Source organism: Pseudoalteromonas sp. GB56 (assembly GCF_054923835.1).
Map to the genome: position 1 here is coordinate 1,513,792 of NZ_JBPCHK010000001.1, position 16,293 is coordinate 1,530,084.

A 16,293-nucleotide genomic window follows, 5' to 3' on the forward strand; every position below is an offset into this window, starting at 1 on the left:
AAATCGTTTTCAACACTCGCCGCAGTCTTTACATTTGAATGATGTTTTGTGCTATATTCCTCCGCGTTTCAATCTGACTTAACCGATTTACACTGACTTATAATCCATAAATTTCAATTAGTTAAATATGCATTAGTGCTTTTTTTAAACTAAAAAGACAAAAATATGTAGCGAAATTGTAATTTTGGGTGTATGGTTTGTTAGTAGATGACAGCGTTGTCATCATCACTGGGCAGAAGTGATTTGAAAATCAACAAAATGATTCAAGGGGAATCCTGTGTTAGCTAAAAATTTTAAGAAAAGCTTATTAGCAGTGAATGTTAGCCTTGCAGTAGGCGCTGGTTTTTCCGGCGTTGCAGTGGCAGCAGACGCACAAACTCAAGCAAAAGAAGACGTAGAAGTAATCGAAGTACGTGGTATTCGCCGCTCTTTAGCAGCTGCAATGAACACCAAGCGCTTTGCGAACTCAGTAGTTGATGCGGTATCTGCAGAAGATATCGGTAAGTTCCCAGACAGCGATGTAGGTGAAGCACTTGGTCGTATCTCTGGTATCTCAGTAAACCGTCAATTCGGTCAAGGCCAGCAAGTATCAATCCGTGGTGCGTCAGCTCAGCTTACTCGTACACTTCTAAATGGTCACTCAGTTGCTTCGACGGGTTGGTACGACCAACAAGCAATCGACCGTAGCTTCAACTACACATTGCTTCCACCTGAACTAGTAGGTGGTATTGAAGTATCTAAGTCTTCACAAGCAAACACAGTTGAAGGTGGTATTGGTGGTACGGTTAACGTTAAAACACGCAAGCCACTTGACCTAGATGCGAACACTATCTTTGGTGGTGTTAAAGCGGACTACGGTACAATTTCTGAAGAAACAGATCCAGATGTATCAGGTCTTTACTCTTGGAAAAATGACGACGAAAACTTTGGCTTCTTATTTGCAGCTGCATACTCAGAGACAAACTACCAGCGTAACGGTATTGAATCGCTAGTGGGTTGGGGTGACATCGTTCCGACTACATTCCAACAAGAGCGTGAGCGCACAGCAATTAATGCTGCATTCCAGTACCGTCCTACTGATAATCTTGAGCTTGGCTTAAATGTAATGAGCCTTGAGCTTTCAGCTAACAACGCTAACACGTCACTATTCGCTATCTTCCCAGATGACAAAGCGGCTGCATGTGAGCAAACAAATGCGTCTGGCACATGTACTTTCTACCGTCGTACAGCGGGTGACGCTAACCCTGGTTGGGCGCAAACATGGGCACGTGCTGGTTCAATGACATCAGACACAGTTGATTTCGACTTCAAATACGTGGGCGATAACTTCGAAGTGTCAGGTCGCTTCGGTAACACGCAATCTGACGGTGGTACTGACCTAACAGCAAACTACGGTTTCTGGCTAGGTACTCCTGCTGATTTTGCTGGTACATACGACGCAACAGGCGATGTAATCCAAATTGACATCGCAAACAAAGAATTTGACGCAAGTGACTTCACGGGTGAGCTTTCTCCAGCGGGTTGGTCACTTAAGAAACAACCTAACTCAGATGAAGAAACGTACGCACAAGTTGACTTCTCTTTCCCAGTAGACTTCGGTGCAATCACTGCAGTTAAAACGGGTTTCCGTTGGGCTGACCACGAAGTTACACAAGAAACGTGGGGCGCTAACCTAGTTGACTCACTACCGGTAAACAGTGCTGACAAGTATTTCTCAGGCACTATGTCTTCAGGTGCTGGTTTCACTCTTCCAGAGCCTAACCTAGATGCAATGATTAGCGATGGTTACGCGGCAATCGCAAGCTTCGATGACACATCAGCTGTTTACAAATCAGGTTACGGTACAATTCAAGAAGAAAACTTCGCACTATACGTAATGGCTGATTTCGAAGGTGAAGCGTTCCGCGGTAACGTGGGTCTACGTTATGTTTCTACCGATGCAGAGTCTGATTACTTCGACCTAGACGCAAACGGTAACTACGCAAATGCGCTGAGCACTGACAAAGCTGATTACGATGAAGTGCTTCCTAGCGTGAACATCGCATTCGATCTTGCTGAAGACGTAATCCTACGTGTATCTGCTGCACAAGTAATGTCACGTGCTAACTACGCTGACATGTTCTCAGCATCTACACTGGCTGGTTACAATGACGGTACAACAGGCAACGAAGTACTGAAAAAAGGTAACATCGGTCTAGAGCCGTTCAAAGCAACGCAAGCTGACTTCGGTATCGAGTACTACTTCGATAACGACGCCATGTTCAGTGCCACTTACTTCATCAAAGATATCTCAAGCTTCACTAAGACTGACCAAGTTCTTAACCAAAGCATCGGTATCGTTGATAACGACTCAGGTGTAGATAGCTGGACTATCGCAACGATGGGTACAGGTAGCGGCGGTGAGATCCAAGGTATCGAACTACAGCTACAAGATGGTTTCGACAATGGCCTAGGTTACCAAGTGAACTACACGCTTGTTGACTCATCAGCACCAGAAGAGAACTTCCCAGATCGCGTATCACAGTTCACTGATTCATCTGATCACACTGTGAACCTTGTGGGTTACTACGAGACTGAAGACTTCAACATCCGTCTAGCGTATAACTGGCGTTCAGAATACATGATCCGTGAATTACCAGGTTTCTACGGTAACCGCGAGCATCAAGACTACGGCACACTTGATTTAAGTGCTAAGTACTCAATCACTGATAGCCTAGACGTTACATTTGAAGCTGTTAACTTAACAGAAGAAGACAGTGTTCAACTAGGTGTTGCTGAAGGTGATGTAGACGTTAAGCCTGAATTGAAAGATGGCTACCCTGCATGGTTCTTCGAAGGTGAAGCACGTTACAAACTCGGCTTACAATTCCGTTTCTAAGCCGTGCGCTGTGAAAAAGCCAGAGACTTGTCTCTGGCTTTTTTTTGCCTTTTGTTCAGAGAGTTACAGCATTGGCTCAGCTGAAAGTAGGGCGAACCACAGGCACGAAAAAGCTCAGCAAGGCCCAGCTTTCTCATTACATTTTTGCTAAGCCATTTTGCCGTATCTTTGCAATTAACTCGCGGTTGGATTGCAGTTGGCTGCGTACATGATTGGCCTTTGCGGCGATAGCATGGTGCAAGCTATTGAGGTTCTTGCTACGGTGATTAAACACCGAATTTGATAACTGAGTTTTAAAGTCCATCCCGTACAGCACATAAAGATAATTCTCGAGGCGAAACGCATCAAACCCTTGTGGGAAATCGTAATGTGAGGGCAGGTGAGTGCGCCAGTGTTGCACGTTATCTTGCAGTTGTTGTGGCCATGTTTGCGGGTTGCGGTTATCCAGCCAAAATTGACTGTCGTCGCGGTTTGAGATGGCGTAATGTAGCTTGATAAAGCCAATCACACTCTCCCACATACCGCTTACATAGCTATTGAAGCGGTCGCTTAGTGGCGCTAATTCCTCTGTACAGGTCGGGAATTGATGCGCCAGTAATTTTGCGGTGGCATCAAATACCAATAAACCGGTGGCTTCCAGCGGCTCAACAAAACCTTGTGCTAAGCCAATGGCCACACAGTTTTTATGCCAGAACTTTTCGCGATAGCCCACCGGCATAGCGATCTCACGGGCATGTACTTGTGAGGCAGGCTTCTGTAGGTAATTTGCCAGCAATTGATGGGCTTCATCGACACTCATATGCTTGTCACTAAAGACATGGCCGACACCGCGACGAGTGGGCAATGCAATATCCCAAATCCATCCGGCTTCTTGTGCAGTTGCTTTGGTGTAAGACGGGATCACGGCATCGGGGTCGTCGTAAGGTACTTGAATTGCCAGTGCTTTGTTTACAAACAAGACATCGCTTTTATTAATAAACGGCACGTGCAGCGCTTCGCCTAACAAGCGGCTGCCAAAGCCAGAGCAGTCAACGTACAAATCAGCGTGATGGGTATTGCCCTTTGCATCTATCAGTTGATGAATCGCGCCATCGTCGCTGAGCGTGACTTTATCAATGTGGGCGAACACGCGTTTAACGCCCAGTTTGTCGGTAGCATGCTCAGCCAGTAGGGCGCCAAATTTTCCGGCGTCAAGGTGATAACCATATGCGGCCAAGCCTTGATATTCTGGGCAGCATATCGTTTTTGGGGCGAGCTCTGCATCGCATAACTGCGCCTGAATACCGACTTGATGGCTAAAGCTATTCTCTTGTTGCGCTAACCAAGCTGCGACATTGTTGTCATCTAAAATGGGGTAGTCAAACGGATGATAATAATGATGTGGCTGCTCATCTTGGGGTTTCATCCAGTTGTCAAAGCGAATACCTTGTTTGAACGACACATCACAGCGCGTGATGAAGTCTGTCTCACTGATGCCAAACTCTCTGAGTGTATGCACCATCAAAGGAACCGTTCCTTCTCCAACACCAATTGTCGGTGTATCAGGAGATTCTATTACGGTGATCTCAACACCACCTTGATGTGCAGGTTTGAGCTTGGTTGCTAGGTGATTCGCACTGAGCCAACCGGCAGTGCCACCACCGAGAATTATCACTTTTTGAATTGGCTTATTGTTCATTATTTTTCACCTATAAATGACAGCGCTGTTATTGTATCTATTCTGCGCTGTTAATACAGCCTATTAACAAATAAAGTCGACGTACAAAAGTCTTAAGTATTTTTTGCTAGGGGCGATCTCAATTCGCAAGAGATGTGTATATATGCATCGATTCACATGTTAAGATTCATGCACTAATTAAATTATTGTATTATCAAATGGATTTGACCCTAAACCCAACATTGCAAGTTCGCACACTTGATGTTCCCGGTACCCAAGAACAAGTCTTCGTCATCGATGATTTTTTGCTAGACCCTGAGCCGGTTTTGCAGTTCGCTAGAAATCACGCTTATTTCAATCCTGTAGGTGCAGATGGCACCTTCTACCCGGGTATTCGGGATCATATGCCAGCACCTTACATTCGTGTTTTAGAGCAGCTCCTCAATCAAGGCTCACATCCATTCACTTGTGGCCAAGGGCCGCAGCGGGTCACCAAATCCATGGTGAGCTTGATCACACAGCAAGCGTCACAATTATACGATGTTCAAAAGATGCCGCACATTGATAGCAGTAACGACAGAGCCTACGCCAGTGTACATTACCTCAGTGCTGAGCCCAGAGGCGGCACCGCTATTTATAAATACAGACCCACTGGCACAGTGCAAATTAACCAACAAAATCAAGAAGTGGTGTTAGCTATGATGGAGCAAGTTAAAGCGCAATCGCAAGAGCACAGTGGTTACATCAATGGTGATACGTCCTTATTTGAGAAGCTTGTCGACATCCCAGAGCGTTTTAATAGACTGGTGATTTACAAAAGTAATTTACTGCACAGTGCGCGACTTACTCACGATAAAAGCATCAGTTCATCCCCAGATGAAGGCAGGCTCACGGTTTCTTCATTTTTTAATGACCTTCAATAGTCGCACGACTAGGACACACGTTGGCTTTCTTGTAGACTAATCCTATTGCGTACAAACACTAAAAGAAATCGCGTGAACAACAAGATAAAAAGAATTGTCATCCTCGGTGGTGGCACAGCAGGTTGGCTTGCAGCCAGTCATTTAGGCGCTCATTACAAAAAGACTATCCAAGCTGGGCAATTAAGCGTGACCGTTGTTGAGTCTCCTGATGTGCCGACTGTGGGAGTGGGTGAGGGTACTGTGCCAATTATCCGCGACAGTATTCGTAGCTTTGGCATCTCTGAAATCGAGCTTATCAGTAAATGTGATACCAGCTTTAAACAAGGGATCAAATTTGTAGAGTGGACGCATAACCCTTCGCAAAAGCCCGGTGACTTCTATCACCATTTATTTGAGACTCCTCATGTTGCTCAAAGTGGTATTAATGCGCATTGGCTTCTAAACAATCAATCTATGAGTAAACACTATGCTCAGTGCGTGTCTATTCAACACGATGTGTGTGAGGCCGGATTAGGGCCAAAAGATTTGTCGACGCCTGAATTTCAGGGCATCGTGAATTACGCGTATCACCTCGATGCAGGAAAATTCACCGAATTACTCTCACATAATGCGCAGCGAAACTTAGGTGTGCAGTACATAAGTGGGCATGTAGATACCGTTAATCTCACAGACGATGGAAACATCACCTCGTTGCTCCTAACCGATGGCAATACGATTGCCGGCGATCTATTCGTAGATTGCAGTGGCTTCCAAGGTCGATTGATCAATGATGAACTGCAGGGGACGTTCGTAGATAAATCAGATGTACTGCTGTGTGATAGCGCATTGGCTGTACAAGTGCCTTACACCGATCCTAATCATGACATCAAATCTTATACTATCGCCCACGCTCAACAGGCAGGGTGGGTCTGGGATATAGGTCTCACTTCTAGGAGAGGAGTGGGTTTTGTATACTCAAGTGCTCATTTAAGTGAAGATGAAGCGTATCAAACCTTATTCAACTATCTCGGTACACAACCTGAGATGGTTAGAAAGATACCAATGCGCACAGGGTATCAAAGCCAGCCATGGCTAAAAAACTGTGTCGCTATGGGGTTGGCACAAGGATTCGTTGAACCACTTGAGGCAACAGGGTTGCTGGTGTTTGATATGTCAGCAAAATTGCTCGCGACAAAACTTCCTGTGACGCAAGATGAAGTGGCGATTGTTGCCAGCAAATTTAATAATCAAATGACCGCCATTTGGGAGGACATTGTGGACTTTATAAAGTTGCACTATTGTATTTCCAAGCGAGACGATACGGCATTTTGGCTAGATAACCGCGCACCAGAAACAATTCCGCAAAGTTTACGCGAACGTCTACAACTTTGGCGTACTCACATTCCTACTCATTTCGATTTTGAACGAACATTGGAGTTATTCAAACTCGAAAATTACCTCTATGTCCTCAATGGCATGGATTTCTGTGTTGATAAAGAGGCCATTGCGTCACGCTATATGCAGACCGAAGGTGCGCCGCAACACCTCGCAATGATTGAGCAAGCGGTTCGCCAAGTCACCAGTGCGTTACCCAAGCATCGTGCGCTGCTAGAGAGTATTAAGCAACGAGGACGTCATTAATACCTTTGTGGCGAACTTTGTTAATTGATTGTGCCACCGAATTCACTTTTGGTGGCACTGCTTTGCTACATAAAGCTACACAGCGCTTATTTTGTTTTAAACATTATCAAGGCCTTGGAATCACTCGTATAGCCTTCTATACAATGACTTTAAACTTTCACGTATTTTCTCTTCCTTTTTGTAAGCAAAACCGATAGCCTTAGGCCACAACAAGTAACAAATACGTAAATAGTATGGAGCAGTATTATGGCGGAGCAACAAGTGCAGCCTTTGCATAACGAGAAACATGCCAACACTAAAATCAAAAATGGCATCAATCTAGAATTCTTAAAAACTCAACACCTAGTACCAGTAGTTGCACACGAGTTCGGTCGTGTAGCAAATGAATTCCCAATGGCTTTCGTTAAAAACAACGAAACAGGTAAATTCCAAGCGGTAGCACTTTTCGGTCTTGAGCCAGGTGAAAACCTTTTCGTAGACGGTGACAAATGGAACGCTGGTTTCGCACCTCTTGCAGTTACTCGCTACCCTCTAGGTCTAGTTAAGCACCCAGAAGAAGAGCAGTACGGTGTAGTAATCGACGAAGCGAGCCCGCTTGTTGGTGAAGAAGAAGGCCAAGCGCTATTCGAAAACGGCGAAGAATCTGATTACCTTAAGCGTCGTAAAGAAGCGCTTATCTCTTTCATCGAGTTCACTGGCGTGACTGACGTATTCACAGAATACCTAGCTGAAAAAGAGCTTCTAGCTCCACAAACGCTAACTGTTGATATCAAAGGTGAGAAAAAAGACATCACTGGTATCTACATGATTGACGAGAAAAAATTGAATGAACTAAGCGATGAGGCTTTCCTAGAACTACGCAAGCGTGGTTACCTGGCGCCTATCTATTCATTCTTAACTGCTAGCCATCAAGTGGCTCGCCTTGCTCGTCTTAAAGCAGAGCGTAGCGCATAAGCGTGAATGAAATACGATAAAAAAACCCAGCCTATGCTGGGTTTTTTTATGTTGTTTGATTACAAAATCGGCTATTAACCATCTTGGACGAAAGTTTTACCTTTTTATTCTTGAGTAACTTTCGCCCTTGTGAAAAAATTTAAGTTTACTTAATAACCCCAAACGCAGACACGAGGATTTCGATTATGCGCATTATTTTATTAGGCGCACCAGGCGCGGGTAAAGGCACGCAAGCTCAGTTTTTAATGGACAAGTACAGCATTCCACAAATTTCTACTGGTGACATGCTACGTGCAGCTATTTCCGAAGGCACACCACTTGGCCTAGAAGCAAAGAAAGTAATGGATGCGGGTCAACTTGTGTCTGACGATATTATCATTGGCCTTGTAAAAGAACGCGTAGCGAAAGCGGACTGTGAAAACGGTTTTCTACTAGATGGCTTCCCTCGCACAATCCCTCAAGCGGACGCGATGAAAGAAAATGGCATCAGTGTTGACCATGTTATCGAGTTTGAAGTTGCTGACGAAATCATTGTTGAGCGTATGGGCGGCCGTCGTGTACACCCAGGTTCAGGTCGCGTATATCATGTTGTTTACAACCCGCCTAAGGTTGAAGGTAAAGACGACGTGACGGGTGAAGATCTAATCATCCGTGATGACGATACAGAAGAAACAGTACGTAAGCGTCTTGCTATCTACCACGACCAAACAAAGCCGCTAGTAGATTACTACCAAGCAGAAGCTCAAGCTGGCAACACGCAGTACCACAAACTAGACGGTACACAAGCTGTTGAAGCAGTAAGCAAGCAACTAGCTGACCTACTAGGTTAAGCATATTGCAAATTAAGAAACCGCCGTAAGGCGGTTTTTTGATCTAAGCGCCACTTTTATTGGTATAATCAACGTCATATCAATAAAAGGAAGATGAATTTATGTCGTTAGCCCTGACGCAGCCGGCGAGTCGTTACGGTGTTTTATTGGTCAACTTAGGTACGCCTGATGCGCCAACCGCCAAAGCCGTTCGTGCCTATCTTAAAGAATTTTTATCTGACACTCGCGTGGTAGAAATACCGCCATTCCTTTGGTCCATCATTCTCAATGGCATCATATTGCCGATTCGTTCTCCTAAAGTGGCCAAAGCCTATGCGGAAATTTGGGAAGAGGGTGATTCTCCGCTGCGTGCAATCACGCATCGCCAAAGCCAAGCACTAAAAGCGTCGATTGAATCGCACCTCGGTGAATCTATCCACGTGGACTACGCCATGACGTATGGTAAACCAAGTATTCAAAGCCGCGTTGATGACATGATTGCCAGAGGCATAGATAAAATTGCGGTGCTGCCTTTGTATCCACAATATTCTGCGACTACCACGGCGGCAGTATTCGACAAGTTAAATCGTCATTTGGCAACGATTCGCAATTTGCCAGAAATTCGCTTTTTGAAACATTACTACGAGCGTGATGATTATATCGCTGCACTCGCGTCCTCTATTACAAAATATCGCAAAGAGCATGGCAGCGCAGATAAGCTCATTTTCTCATTCCACGGTATCCCTAAGCGATGTGTAAATAAGGGTGACCCTTATTATGAGCATTGTAAGGCGACAGCACACAACACGGCGAAAAAACTTGGTTTGAAGGACGAGCAATGGATGATGACATTTCAGTCTCGTTTCGGTGCAGAGGAGTGGTTACAACCCTATACCGATGAAACGCTGGAGAGTCTCGCTAAATCGGGCACTAAGACAATCCAAGTTGTATGTCCTGCGTTTGCCGCAGACTGTTTAGAAACCTTAGAAGAAATTTCTCAGGAAAACGCCGATATCTTTAAAGAGGCGGGTGGAGACCACTTAGGTTATATCCCTGCGTTGAACGATTCAGCGGAACATATTGCGGTATTGACTGACCTTGCCAAAGGTCAGCTACAAAACTGGTAAACTCAGAATAAAATAAGGGCGCTTTAGCGCCCTTATTATTAAAGTGCCTTTAACGCGGCAATCGCGTTGTCGTAATTTGGCTCTTTAGATAATTCACTCACTAATTCTTTGTACACAATCTTGTGGTTCTTATCTAATACGAACACTGCGCGGCTTAAAATGCCCATGTCTTGAATCAGTAATCCGTAATTTTCAGCAAAGTCACGCCAAACTGCATCTGACAATGTTTCTAACTTATCAATGCCTTCAGCCGCGCAATAACGTTTTTGCGCAAAGGGTAAGTCTGTGCTGATGGTGAGCATGGCCACCTGCGGGTAGTTTGCAGCGACTTGCTCGTTAAAGTGTTTGGTTTGAATACTACACACACCGGTGTCTAAGCTTGGTACTACACTTAGTAACACAGGCTTTTGTTGATAATCAGACAAACCTTTCGATTGGAACTTAGCATCAACAACTTTAAAGTCCGGCGCAGTTTGGCCAACTTCAACGCCTGTGCCGAGTAAAACAACAGGCTTTCCTCGTGCGGTAACCTTACCTGCATCTAGGTTATTAATGGTGCTACTTTGCTGTGCCACGGCACTCAAGCTAAAGGTCATTACTGCGATTGAACTGAACAAAAGTTTTTTAATCATGTTGTAGCCTTATTATTTAGTGATGTCCCATTAAAAGGAGTTTAATGGCCGACTATATTTAAATTGAGTTTATAAAATTATTTTATTAACATTGTGCTTAGTTAGTTTTAAAAAAACATTAAAAATCATTAACTCAGCTAACTATTCTACGACGTTTGTGCGAGGTGCGGTAAGTCATGAAAACCCCAGTGTTAATCTGTGATGACTCAACAGTTGCGCGCCGCCAACTCGCACGTTCATTTCCCGAAGATTGGGAAGTCCAACTCAGCTATGCCACCAATGGTCAAGAATGCCTTGCAACACTTGAAAGTGTTAAACCTGAAGTTTTATTTCTTGATTTAAACATGCCTGGCATGGATGGTTATCAAGTATTACAAGCAATTCGTGAACGTCATATCCAAGTGATTGTTATCGTTGTTTCTGGCGATATTCAACCCAGTGCTCATGAGCGCGTATTAGCAATGGGAGCGGTGGACTTTATCGCTAAGCCCTGCGATGCAAACAAGCTCGCTCAAATTATAGATCAGCATGGTATCAAAGATAGGGCAATGCGCCAGCGAATTGCGATGCAACTGGGTGAACAGCTAGATCCCGATATTCGCGATATATATCAAGAGATAACCAATGTTGCCATGGGGCAAGCGGGCGATCTATTAGCGCGCTTACTCAACGTATTCGTGAAGTTGCCTATTCCCAACGTGAATGTGCTTGAAGTAAATGAACTGGCTATGGCACTGAGATCCATCGACCAAAATGCCGCGACTTCGGGTATCTGCCAAGGTTTTATTGGCGGCGGTATTTCCGGTGAAGCGTTATTGTTATTGAACGACTCCAGCTTTAAAGAGATTGCGTCGTTGATGAATTACGACGGCGACCTGACGGATAATGTCGAGCTTGAGCTACTGATGGACGTCAGTAATATCCTCATAGGTGCTGTGCTCACGGGGCTTGCGAAACAATTGGATGTGAGCTTTTCCCAAGGCCACCCTGTGGTACTTGGACAACACCGTGAAGTGGAAGAGTTAGTGGCTACAAACCGAACGCGCTGGCAACGAACGCTCGCCATCGAGATAAGTTATGGGATAGAAGATCACGACATTAACTGTGATCTGATGTTGTTATTCACAGAAGATTCGCTTCGTACCTTGAAGTACAAAGTCGAATATTTACTGGAAGACTGATTATGCCTGCTGCAGATTTCAATATGCATGAAATCCATTGGTTAATGGATATGTTTAACACCGTTGACGTGGGGCTTGTGGTCCTCGACAGGCAATACTGTGTGTGCATTTGGAATGGTTTTATGGAGAATCACTCAGGCTTATTACCCAGCGCAGTAAAAGACAAAGAGATATTCGATTTATTCCCAAGTATTGATGAGCCGTGGTTTCGTAAGAAAACCGACTCAGTGTTTGTGCTCAAGAACCGCTCTTTTACTATTTGGGAACAAAAGCCCTATATATTCCGCTTTAAAAATTACCGTCCTATCACGGGCAAAGCGCACCACATGTACCAAAACGCCACCTTTATTCCGCTGACGAGCACCACAGGTGATGTCACCCATGTGTGCATTATTATCTACGATGTCACCGACGAAGCCGTGAATAAGATTGAGCTTGAAGAAGCAAACCGATTACTGGAGCAAGTCAGTAGAACAGACAGCCTAACGCAATTGCCTAATCGTGGTTTTTGGGAAGAAACACTCAGCAAAGAATTCAAGCGTTTAAATCGTTCCAACGGCTGCGGGTCATTACTGATTTTGGATATTGATCACTTCAAAAACATCAATGACACCTATGGGCATGCCACAGGTGATGAAGCGCTCAGGCATATTGCCAGCCTACTCAAAGCCACCTTGCGTGAAAGTGATATGGCAGGACGCTACGGCGGCGAAGAGTTTGTAGTGACCTTGTGTGACACCGATTTGGATGGTGCACAGGTGTTTGCTGAGCGCTTACGCCAACGCGTTGAAAGTACCGAAGTCGTGGTGGGTGAGTTTAAGCTCAAAATGACTATCAGTATCGGCATTGCCCAATTTCAAGATAGCTTTACACAGTACGAGCAATGGATAGAAGCTGCAGATAAGGCGCTTTATCGCTCTAAAGAAAATGGCAGAAACCAAATTTCAGTAGCGGGCGTGAAGTAAGCCGAGATAAGGCGCTCACATCGAGCTCGTTTCACCTGCTTCAACTTAGCATACACAGCCAACTTACTTGATAGAACCCGACTCATGACCAACAATCGTGAATGTTATCTTTGTTCTATTGGCTAAATTAGCAATGGAAGATACAAAGAAGTAGCCGTATTTCATATTAGAAAAAATCTGATTTATCAGAAACTAATGTACAAGACTAACACATTGCGATACAGATAATACAATTCGGTAAATCGCGACGGGAGATTAATAGATGGCGTATTTTATGTATTTCAAAACGCTAGCACTGTGTACATTGCTAGCATGGGTGTCCAATGTACACAGTGCATCTGAAGTTCCGAAACCCGATAAAAATACGCAATCCATTCCAGAAGCGACTCAATTTGTTACTCAGCATAAAGGCACGTTTAATGGTCAAAAGCTGAGTTACAAGGTTGTCGCGGGTGAAACCTATTTATTGGATAAAAACGAAGAGCCTACCGCCTCTATCTTTTCATTTGATTACACAGTCGCAAGCGAAAAAAATAGGCCGGTCACATTTATATGGAATGGGGGCCCTGGTTCATCTTCTAACTGGTTACACATGGGGGCCTATGGGCCTAAACGTATTGTTGTGCCAAGCGATGCCGCGCATCCAGGGACAGCTCCCTACCAAATGAAAGAAGCGCCAGAGACCATTCTAGATGTTACTGATATGGTTTTTGTTGACCCTGTCGGTACTGGGTATTCTCGCGCTCTGGGAGGTACCCCAAGTAAAGCGTTTTGGGGGTTAAATGAAGACGCAACCTCCATGGCCGACTTTATCGCGCAGTGGCTAACCGATGAAAATCGCTGGAATTCGCCAATATTCTTGTTGGGAGAAAGCTTTGGAACGACCAGGGCAGCAGCTGTCGCTAAAGTCCTCATGGATAAACACCTAATTAATGTTAACGGCATAATTTTTGTTTCCCAAGCATTGGACTATCAAGGGTCAAGCCCTTATGTCGATGACAACATTATCTCTTACATCACCTATATACCGACATTAGCAGCAACAGCTTGGTACCATGAAAAAGTGGACACAAGTGGCAGCTTTGATGCGTTTATAACAGCGAGCAGACAGTTCGCCGTCGATGATTTACTGCCAGCATTGTTTAAGGGCAATGCCCTCACCTCGGATGAAAGAGCGCGCATTGTCGAGGGGTTACAGCGTTATACCGGGCTTAGTAAGCAATACATAGAGCGGGTTAATTTGCGTATAAACGCATTTAGATTTGCTAAGGAGTTGTTGCGAGAAGAAGGGGTGTCAATTGGCTTGCTTGATGGACGCTATAAAATGGATGAAAGAGATGATGTGGCTGCCGACCCTAAAAAAGATGCTGCAACTGTCATTTCACCGGCCTACAAAGCCGCATTAATGCACTATATGCGCACAGAGTTGAATGTGGAGTGGAAAAGACAATATTTAAATCCATCTGACCCTGAGTTATCAGCGAATTGGCGCTGGCGTAAGGCTCCAGACGGGCAAAGCTGGGAGCCAACATACGTTAATACGGCACCTGACTTATCTTACGCCCTAAGAGGTAATCCGCAGTTGAAAGTTATGGTGGCGTCTGGTTACTACGATATGGTCACACCATTTTTTGATGCCGAATATACGTTAAACAGACACGGAATATACGCTGATAAAATTGATTATCACTATTACCACGGTGGACACATGATGTATGTTCACGAACCCGCGAGACTATCACTGTTAAAAGACACTCGACACTTTATTAAAAAACAGCTGGAACAAGACTCTGAATATTAGAACCTATTTAATTGCGACAATATCTGCAATTGCTTTACCGACGTTAATAATGACGTGTTGGTACCTTCACGGCCAATTTGAAATATTCGATGCAAACGATCCGTATATTTGGGTTCGTACCAAAGGCTTCTTTCTTATGGTCTTGATAATTGCGGCTGGTTATGTGGTTTTTCTGGGGCTGCCTGCTTATTTTCTATTAAAACACATCAACAGAGTAACTTGGTGCTCTATAGGCGCTTCTGGATTTTTAATAGCAGCAATGCCGGTAGCAATATTCTTATGGCCTTATGGTTCTCCTGGTTCAAGTGCTTCTTCTAATGGGACTAATACTATGATCAATGGGGTACCAACTTTGGCTGGGTGGTTTGATTATTTGGAAGCTGTTTTATTTTTTGGTGTGTTCGGTATGGCAAGCGCATCTATATTTTGGCTACTAACCCGAAACAAACAAATTAACGTGGACTAATACCGCTTGGCTCTGTGCGTGCCTCATTGTTTTAGTCAATGAGCTTAAGCCATTATTCGGTTTTAGCTATTGAGCGATATTTTAGAGCAAGGATGACTAATTTAGTTATGAAAAGAATCTTAATGTGTTTATCAATCATGGTCCCAAGTGTTGGCTATTGTTGCCCATCATTGGATGGAGCATGGACATCATCCATAGAGAAGTTTGAATCGTTCAATAAACAATGGGCAAATATAGACGAAAAAGCGTGGTCTTTTATGATTCAAACGCAAGGGGTTGAGGTTATCAAATATAATGGAAAAAATGAGATGACCGTTAATTCCCCCGAAATTGAAATCAAGATGGGTGACAAAAAGATGAAACGCCCACCCTCAGAAGAGCGTATTACTTTCAATGTACTAGGATGTACAAGTAACAGCATCGCAATACAATATGAAAGGTATGGCGAAAAAGAAATCTCTCAATTGCACTTTGAAAATGAAGATACATATTGGGTATATATGGGGGCTGCGGGAGCAGGCGGCAATAGCCATATAAGGGAATACTACACAAGAAATCGGCCTGAGTAGTTAACAAACTGGGTAATCGGGACGCCACACAGTTGGCGGAGTTTCGTTTTGCTTCACATAATAGCCAACCAAGTTTTGCCTTTTAACTGAGGCGTTATAATTACTTGCCAGTGTCGGAACTAGGATTTAAAAGATGAAGTGTTCAGTGTTTATTGCAACCAGTACAGACGGTTACATCGCAGATGAAAATGGTGGTTTGGATTGGCTTCATGTATCAGGCAATCAAGACGCTGATATGAGTGGAAATCCAGATATGGGTTTTGCTGATTATGTAAGCACAGTTGATTGTATGGTCATGGGGCGAAAATGTATGGAAACGATATCTCGTTTTAATCTTACCTCTGAACAGTGGCCTTATGGTGATATAAAAATTTATGTCTTGAGTAATAAACTCAAAGCAGCACCGGACAACCTCTCTGATAAAGTTGAAATGTACTCTGGGTGCCTATCTGATTTAATGCGTAAGCTTGATCAAGACGGTTATAAGCACGCCTATATTGATGGTGGCTCTACAATTACCTCCTTTTTAAATCAACAACTTATCAATGAAGTCACAATAACAAGCGTTCCTGTGATTTTAGGTGGAGGTATTCCACTTTTTGGTAAATTGGATAAAGCTATTCAGTTGCGTGATGCTTCAGCAACAGTGTTTCCTAATGATTACATCCAAACAAAGTATTCCGTAAATTACTCATAACAGAGCGTATAAGA

General features: G+C 44.1%; 14 protein-coding genes. 12 read left to right on the top strand and 2 right to left on the bottom strand.

All coding sequences use genetic code 11. The annotated features are described in order from the left end of the window. Nucleotides 1–277 precede the first annotated feature (277 nt). Nucleotides 278–2,878, top strand: coding sequence for a TonB-dependent receptor (locus ACH19P_RS07265; protein WP_462157867.1), 2,601 nt, complete (start codon nucleotides 278–280; stop codon nucleotides 2,876–2,878). 136 nt (nucleotides 2,879–3,014) lie between these two features. Here the strand turns inward: ACH19P_RS07265 and ACH19P_RS07270 are convergent, their stop codons facing one another. Next, a complete protein-coding gene (locus ACH19P_RS07270) occupies nucleotides 3,015–4,556 on the bottom strand; it encodes a tryptophan halogenase family protein (RefSeq protein WP_462157868.1) in 1,542 nt (513 codons plus the stop codon). Nucleotides 4,557–4,753: 197 nt separating this feature from the next. On the opposite strand from ACH19P_RS07270, the gene ACH19P_RS07275 reads away from it, so the two are divergent. The 5 genes from ACH19P_RS07275 (at nucleotide 4,754) to hemH (ending at nucleotide 9,968) form a co-directional block, all read left to right on the top strand. Continuing rightward, on the top strand, nucleotides 4,754–5,458 hold the full coding sequence (locus ACH19P_RS07275) for a DUF6445 family protein (RefSeq protein WP_462157869.1): 705 nt from the start codon (nucleotides 4,754–4,756) through the stop codon (nucleotides 5,456–5,458). A gap of 72 nt (nucleotides 5,459–5,530) precedes the next feature. Continuing rightward, nucleotides 5,531–7,078, top strand: coding sequence for a tryptophan halogenase family protein (locus ACH19P_RS07280; RefSeq protein WP_462157870.1), 1,548 nt, complete (start codon nucleotides 5,531–5,533; stop codon nucleotides 7,076–7,078). Nucleotides 7,079–7,324: 246 nt separating this feature from the next. After that, entirely contained in the window at nucleotides 7,325–8,032 is a 708-nt protein-coding gene (locus ACH19P_RS07285) for a SapC family protein (protein WP_462157871.1), read from the top strand. A gap of 185 nt (nucleotides 8,033–8,217) precedes the next feature. After that, a complete protein-coding gene (adk, locus tag ACH19P_RS07290; protein WP_462157872.1) occupies nucleotides 8,218–8,862 on the top strand; it encodes an adenylate kinase in 645 nt (214 codons plus the stop codon). A 101-nt stretch (nucleotides 8,863–8,963) separates the two neighbouring features. Next, the gene (gene hemH / locus ACH19P_RS07295; RefSeq protein WP_462157873.1) at nucleotides 8,964–9,968 is read left to right on the top strand and encodes a ferrochelatase; all 1,005 of its coding nucleotides are present in this window, start codon (nucleotides 8,964–8,966) and stop codon (nucleotides 9,966–9,968) included. 38 nt (nucleotides 9,969–10,006) lie between these two features. Here the strand turns inward: hemH and tpx are convergent, their stop codons facing one another. Then, entirely contained in the window at nucleotides 10,007–10,600 is a 594-nt protein-coding gene (gene tpx / locus ACH19P_RS07300) for a thiol peroxidase (RefSeq protein WP_462157874.1), read from the bottom strand. Nucleotides 10,601–10,776: 176 nt separating this feature from the next. Between tpx and ACH19P_RS07305 the strand changes: the two genes are divergently transcribed. The 6 genes from ACH19P_RS07305 to ACH19P_RS07330 all read left to right on the top strand — a co-directional run bounded on the left by ACH19P_RS07305 (nucleotide 10,777) and on the right by ACH19P_RS07330 (nucleotide 16,279). Further along, nucleotides 10,777–11,781, top strand: a complete 1,005-nt coding sequence (locus ACH19P_RS07305; RefSeq protein WP_462157875.1) for a response regulator — start codon at nucleotides 10,777–10,779, stop codon at nucleotides 11,779–11,781. A 2-nt stretch (nucleotides 11,782–11,783) separates the two neighbouring features. After that, complete coding sequence (locus ACH19P_RS07310; protein ID WP_462157876.1) at nucleotides 11,784–12,746, top strand: GGDEF domain-containing protein; 963 nt, start codon at nucleotides 11,784–11,786, stop codon at nucleotides 12,744–12,746. 262 nt (nucleotides 12,747–13,008) lie between these two features. Next, nucleotides 13,009–14,547, top strand: a complete 1,539-nt coding sequence (locus ACH19P_RS07315; RefSeq protein WP_462157877.1) for a S10 family peptidase — start codon at nucleotides 13,009–13,011, stop codon at nucleotides 14,545–14,547. Nucleotides 14,548–14,683: 136 nt separating this feature from the next. Beyond that, nucleotides 14,684–15,013, top strand: a complete 330-nt coding sequence (locus ACH19P_RS07320) for a hypothetical protein (RefSeq protein ID WP_462157879.1) — start codon at nucleotides 14,684–14,686, stop codon at nucleotides 15,011–15,013. A 92-nt stretch (nucleotides 15,014–15,105) separates the two neighbouring features. After that, complete coding sequence (locus tag ACH19P_RS07325) at nucleotides 15,106–15,582, top strand: hypothetical protein (protein WP_462157881.1); 477 nt, start codon at nucleotides 15,106–15,108, stop codon at nucleotides 15,580–15,582. Nucleotides 15,583–15,715: 133 nt separating this feature from the next. Continuing rightward, a complete protein-coding gene (locus ACH19P_RS07330; RefSeq protein WP_462157883.1) occupies nucleotides 15,716–16,279 on the top strand; it encodes a dihydrofolate reductase family protein in 564 nt (187 codons plus the stop codon). Nucleotides 16,280–16,293 lie beyond the last annotated feature (14 nt).

Excerpts from the sequence above, each read along its gene's own strand:
- ACH19P_RS07270 (WP_462157868.1), bottom strand. The coding sequence starts at position 4,556 with ATGAACAATAAGCCAATTCAAAAAGTGATAATTCTCGGTGGTGGCACT.
- ACH19P_RS07275 (WP_462157869.1), top strand. The coding sequence starts at position 4,754 with ATGGATTTGACCCTAAACCCAACATTGCAAGTTCGCACACTTGATGTT.
- ACH19P_RS07285 (WP_462157871.1), top strand. The coding sequence starts at position 7,325 with ATGGCGGAGCAACAAGTGCAGCCTTTGCATAACGAGAAACATGCCAAC.
- adk (WP_462157872.1), top strand. The coding sequence starts at position 8,218 with ATGCGCATTATTTTATTAGGCGCACCAGGCGCGGGTAAAGGCACGCAA.
- hemH (WP_462157873.1), top strand. The coding sequence starts at position 8,964 with ATGTCGTTAGCCCTGACGCAGCCGGCGAGTCGTTACGGTGTTTTATTG.
- tpx (WP_462157874.1), bottom strand. The coding sequence starts at position 10,600 with ATGATTAAAAAACTTTTGTTCAGTTCAATCGCAGTAATGACCTTTAGC.
- ACH19P_RS07305 (WP_462157875.1), top strand. The coding sequence starts at position 10,777 with ATGAAAACCCCAGTGTTAATCTGTGATGACTCAACAGTTGCGCGCCGC.
- ACH19P_RS07310 (WP_462157876.1), top strand. The coding sequence starts at position 11,784 with ATGCCTGCTGCAGATTTCAATATGCATGAAATCCATTGGTTAATGGAT.
- ACH19P_RS07315 (WP_462157877.1), top strand. The coding sequence starts at position 13,009 with ATGGCGTATTTTATGTATTTCAAAACGCTAGCACTGTGTACATTGCTA.
- ACH19P_RS07320 (WP_462157879.1), top strand. The coding sequence starts at position 14,684 with ATGGTCTTGATAATTGCGGCTGGTTATGTGGTTTTTCTGGGGCTGCCT.
- ACH19P_RS07325 (WP_462157881.1), top strand. The coding sequence starts at position 15,106 with ATGACTAATTTAGTTATGAAAAGAATCTTAATGTGTTTATCAATCATG.
- ACH19P_RS07330 (WP_462157883.1), top strand. The coding sequence starts at position 15,716 with ATGAAGTGTTCAGTGTTTATTGCAACCAGTACAGACGGTTACATCGCA.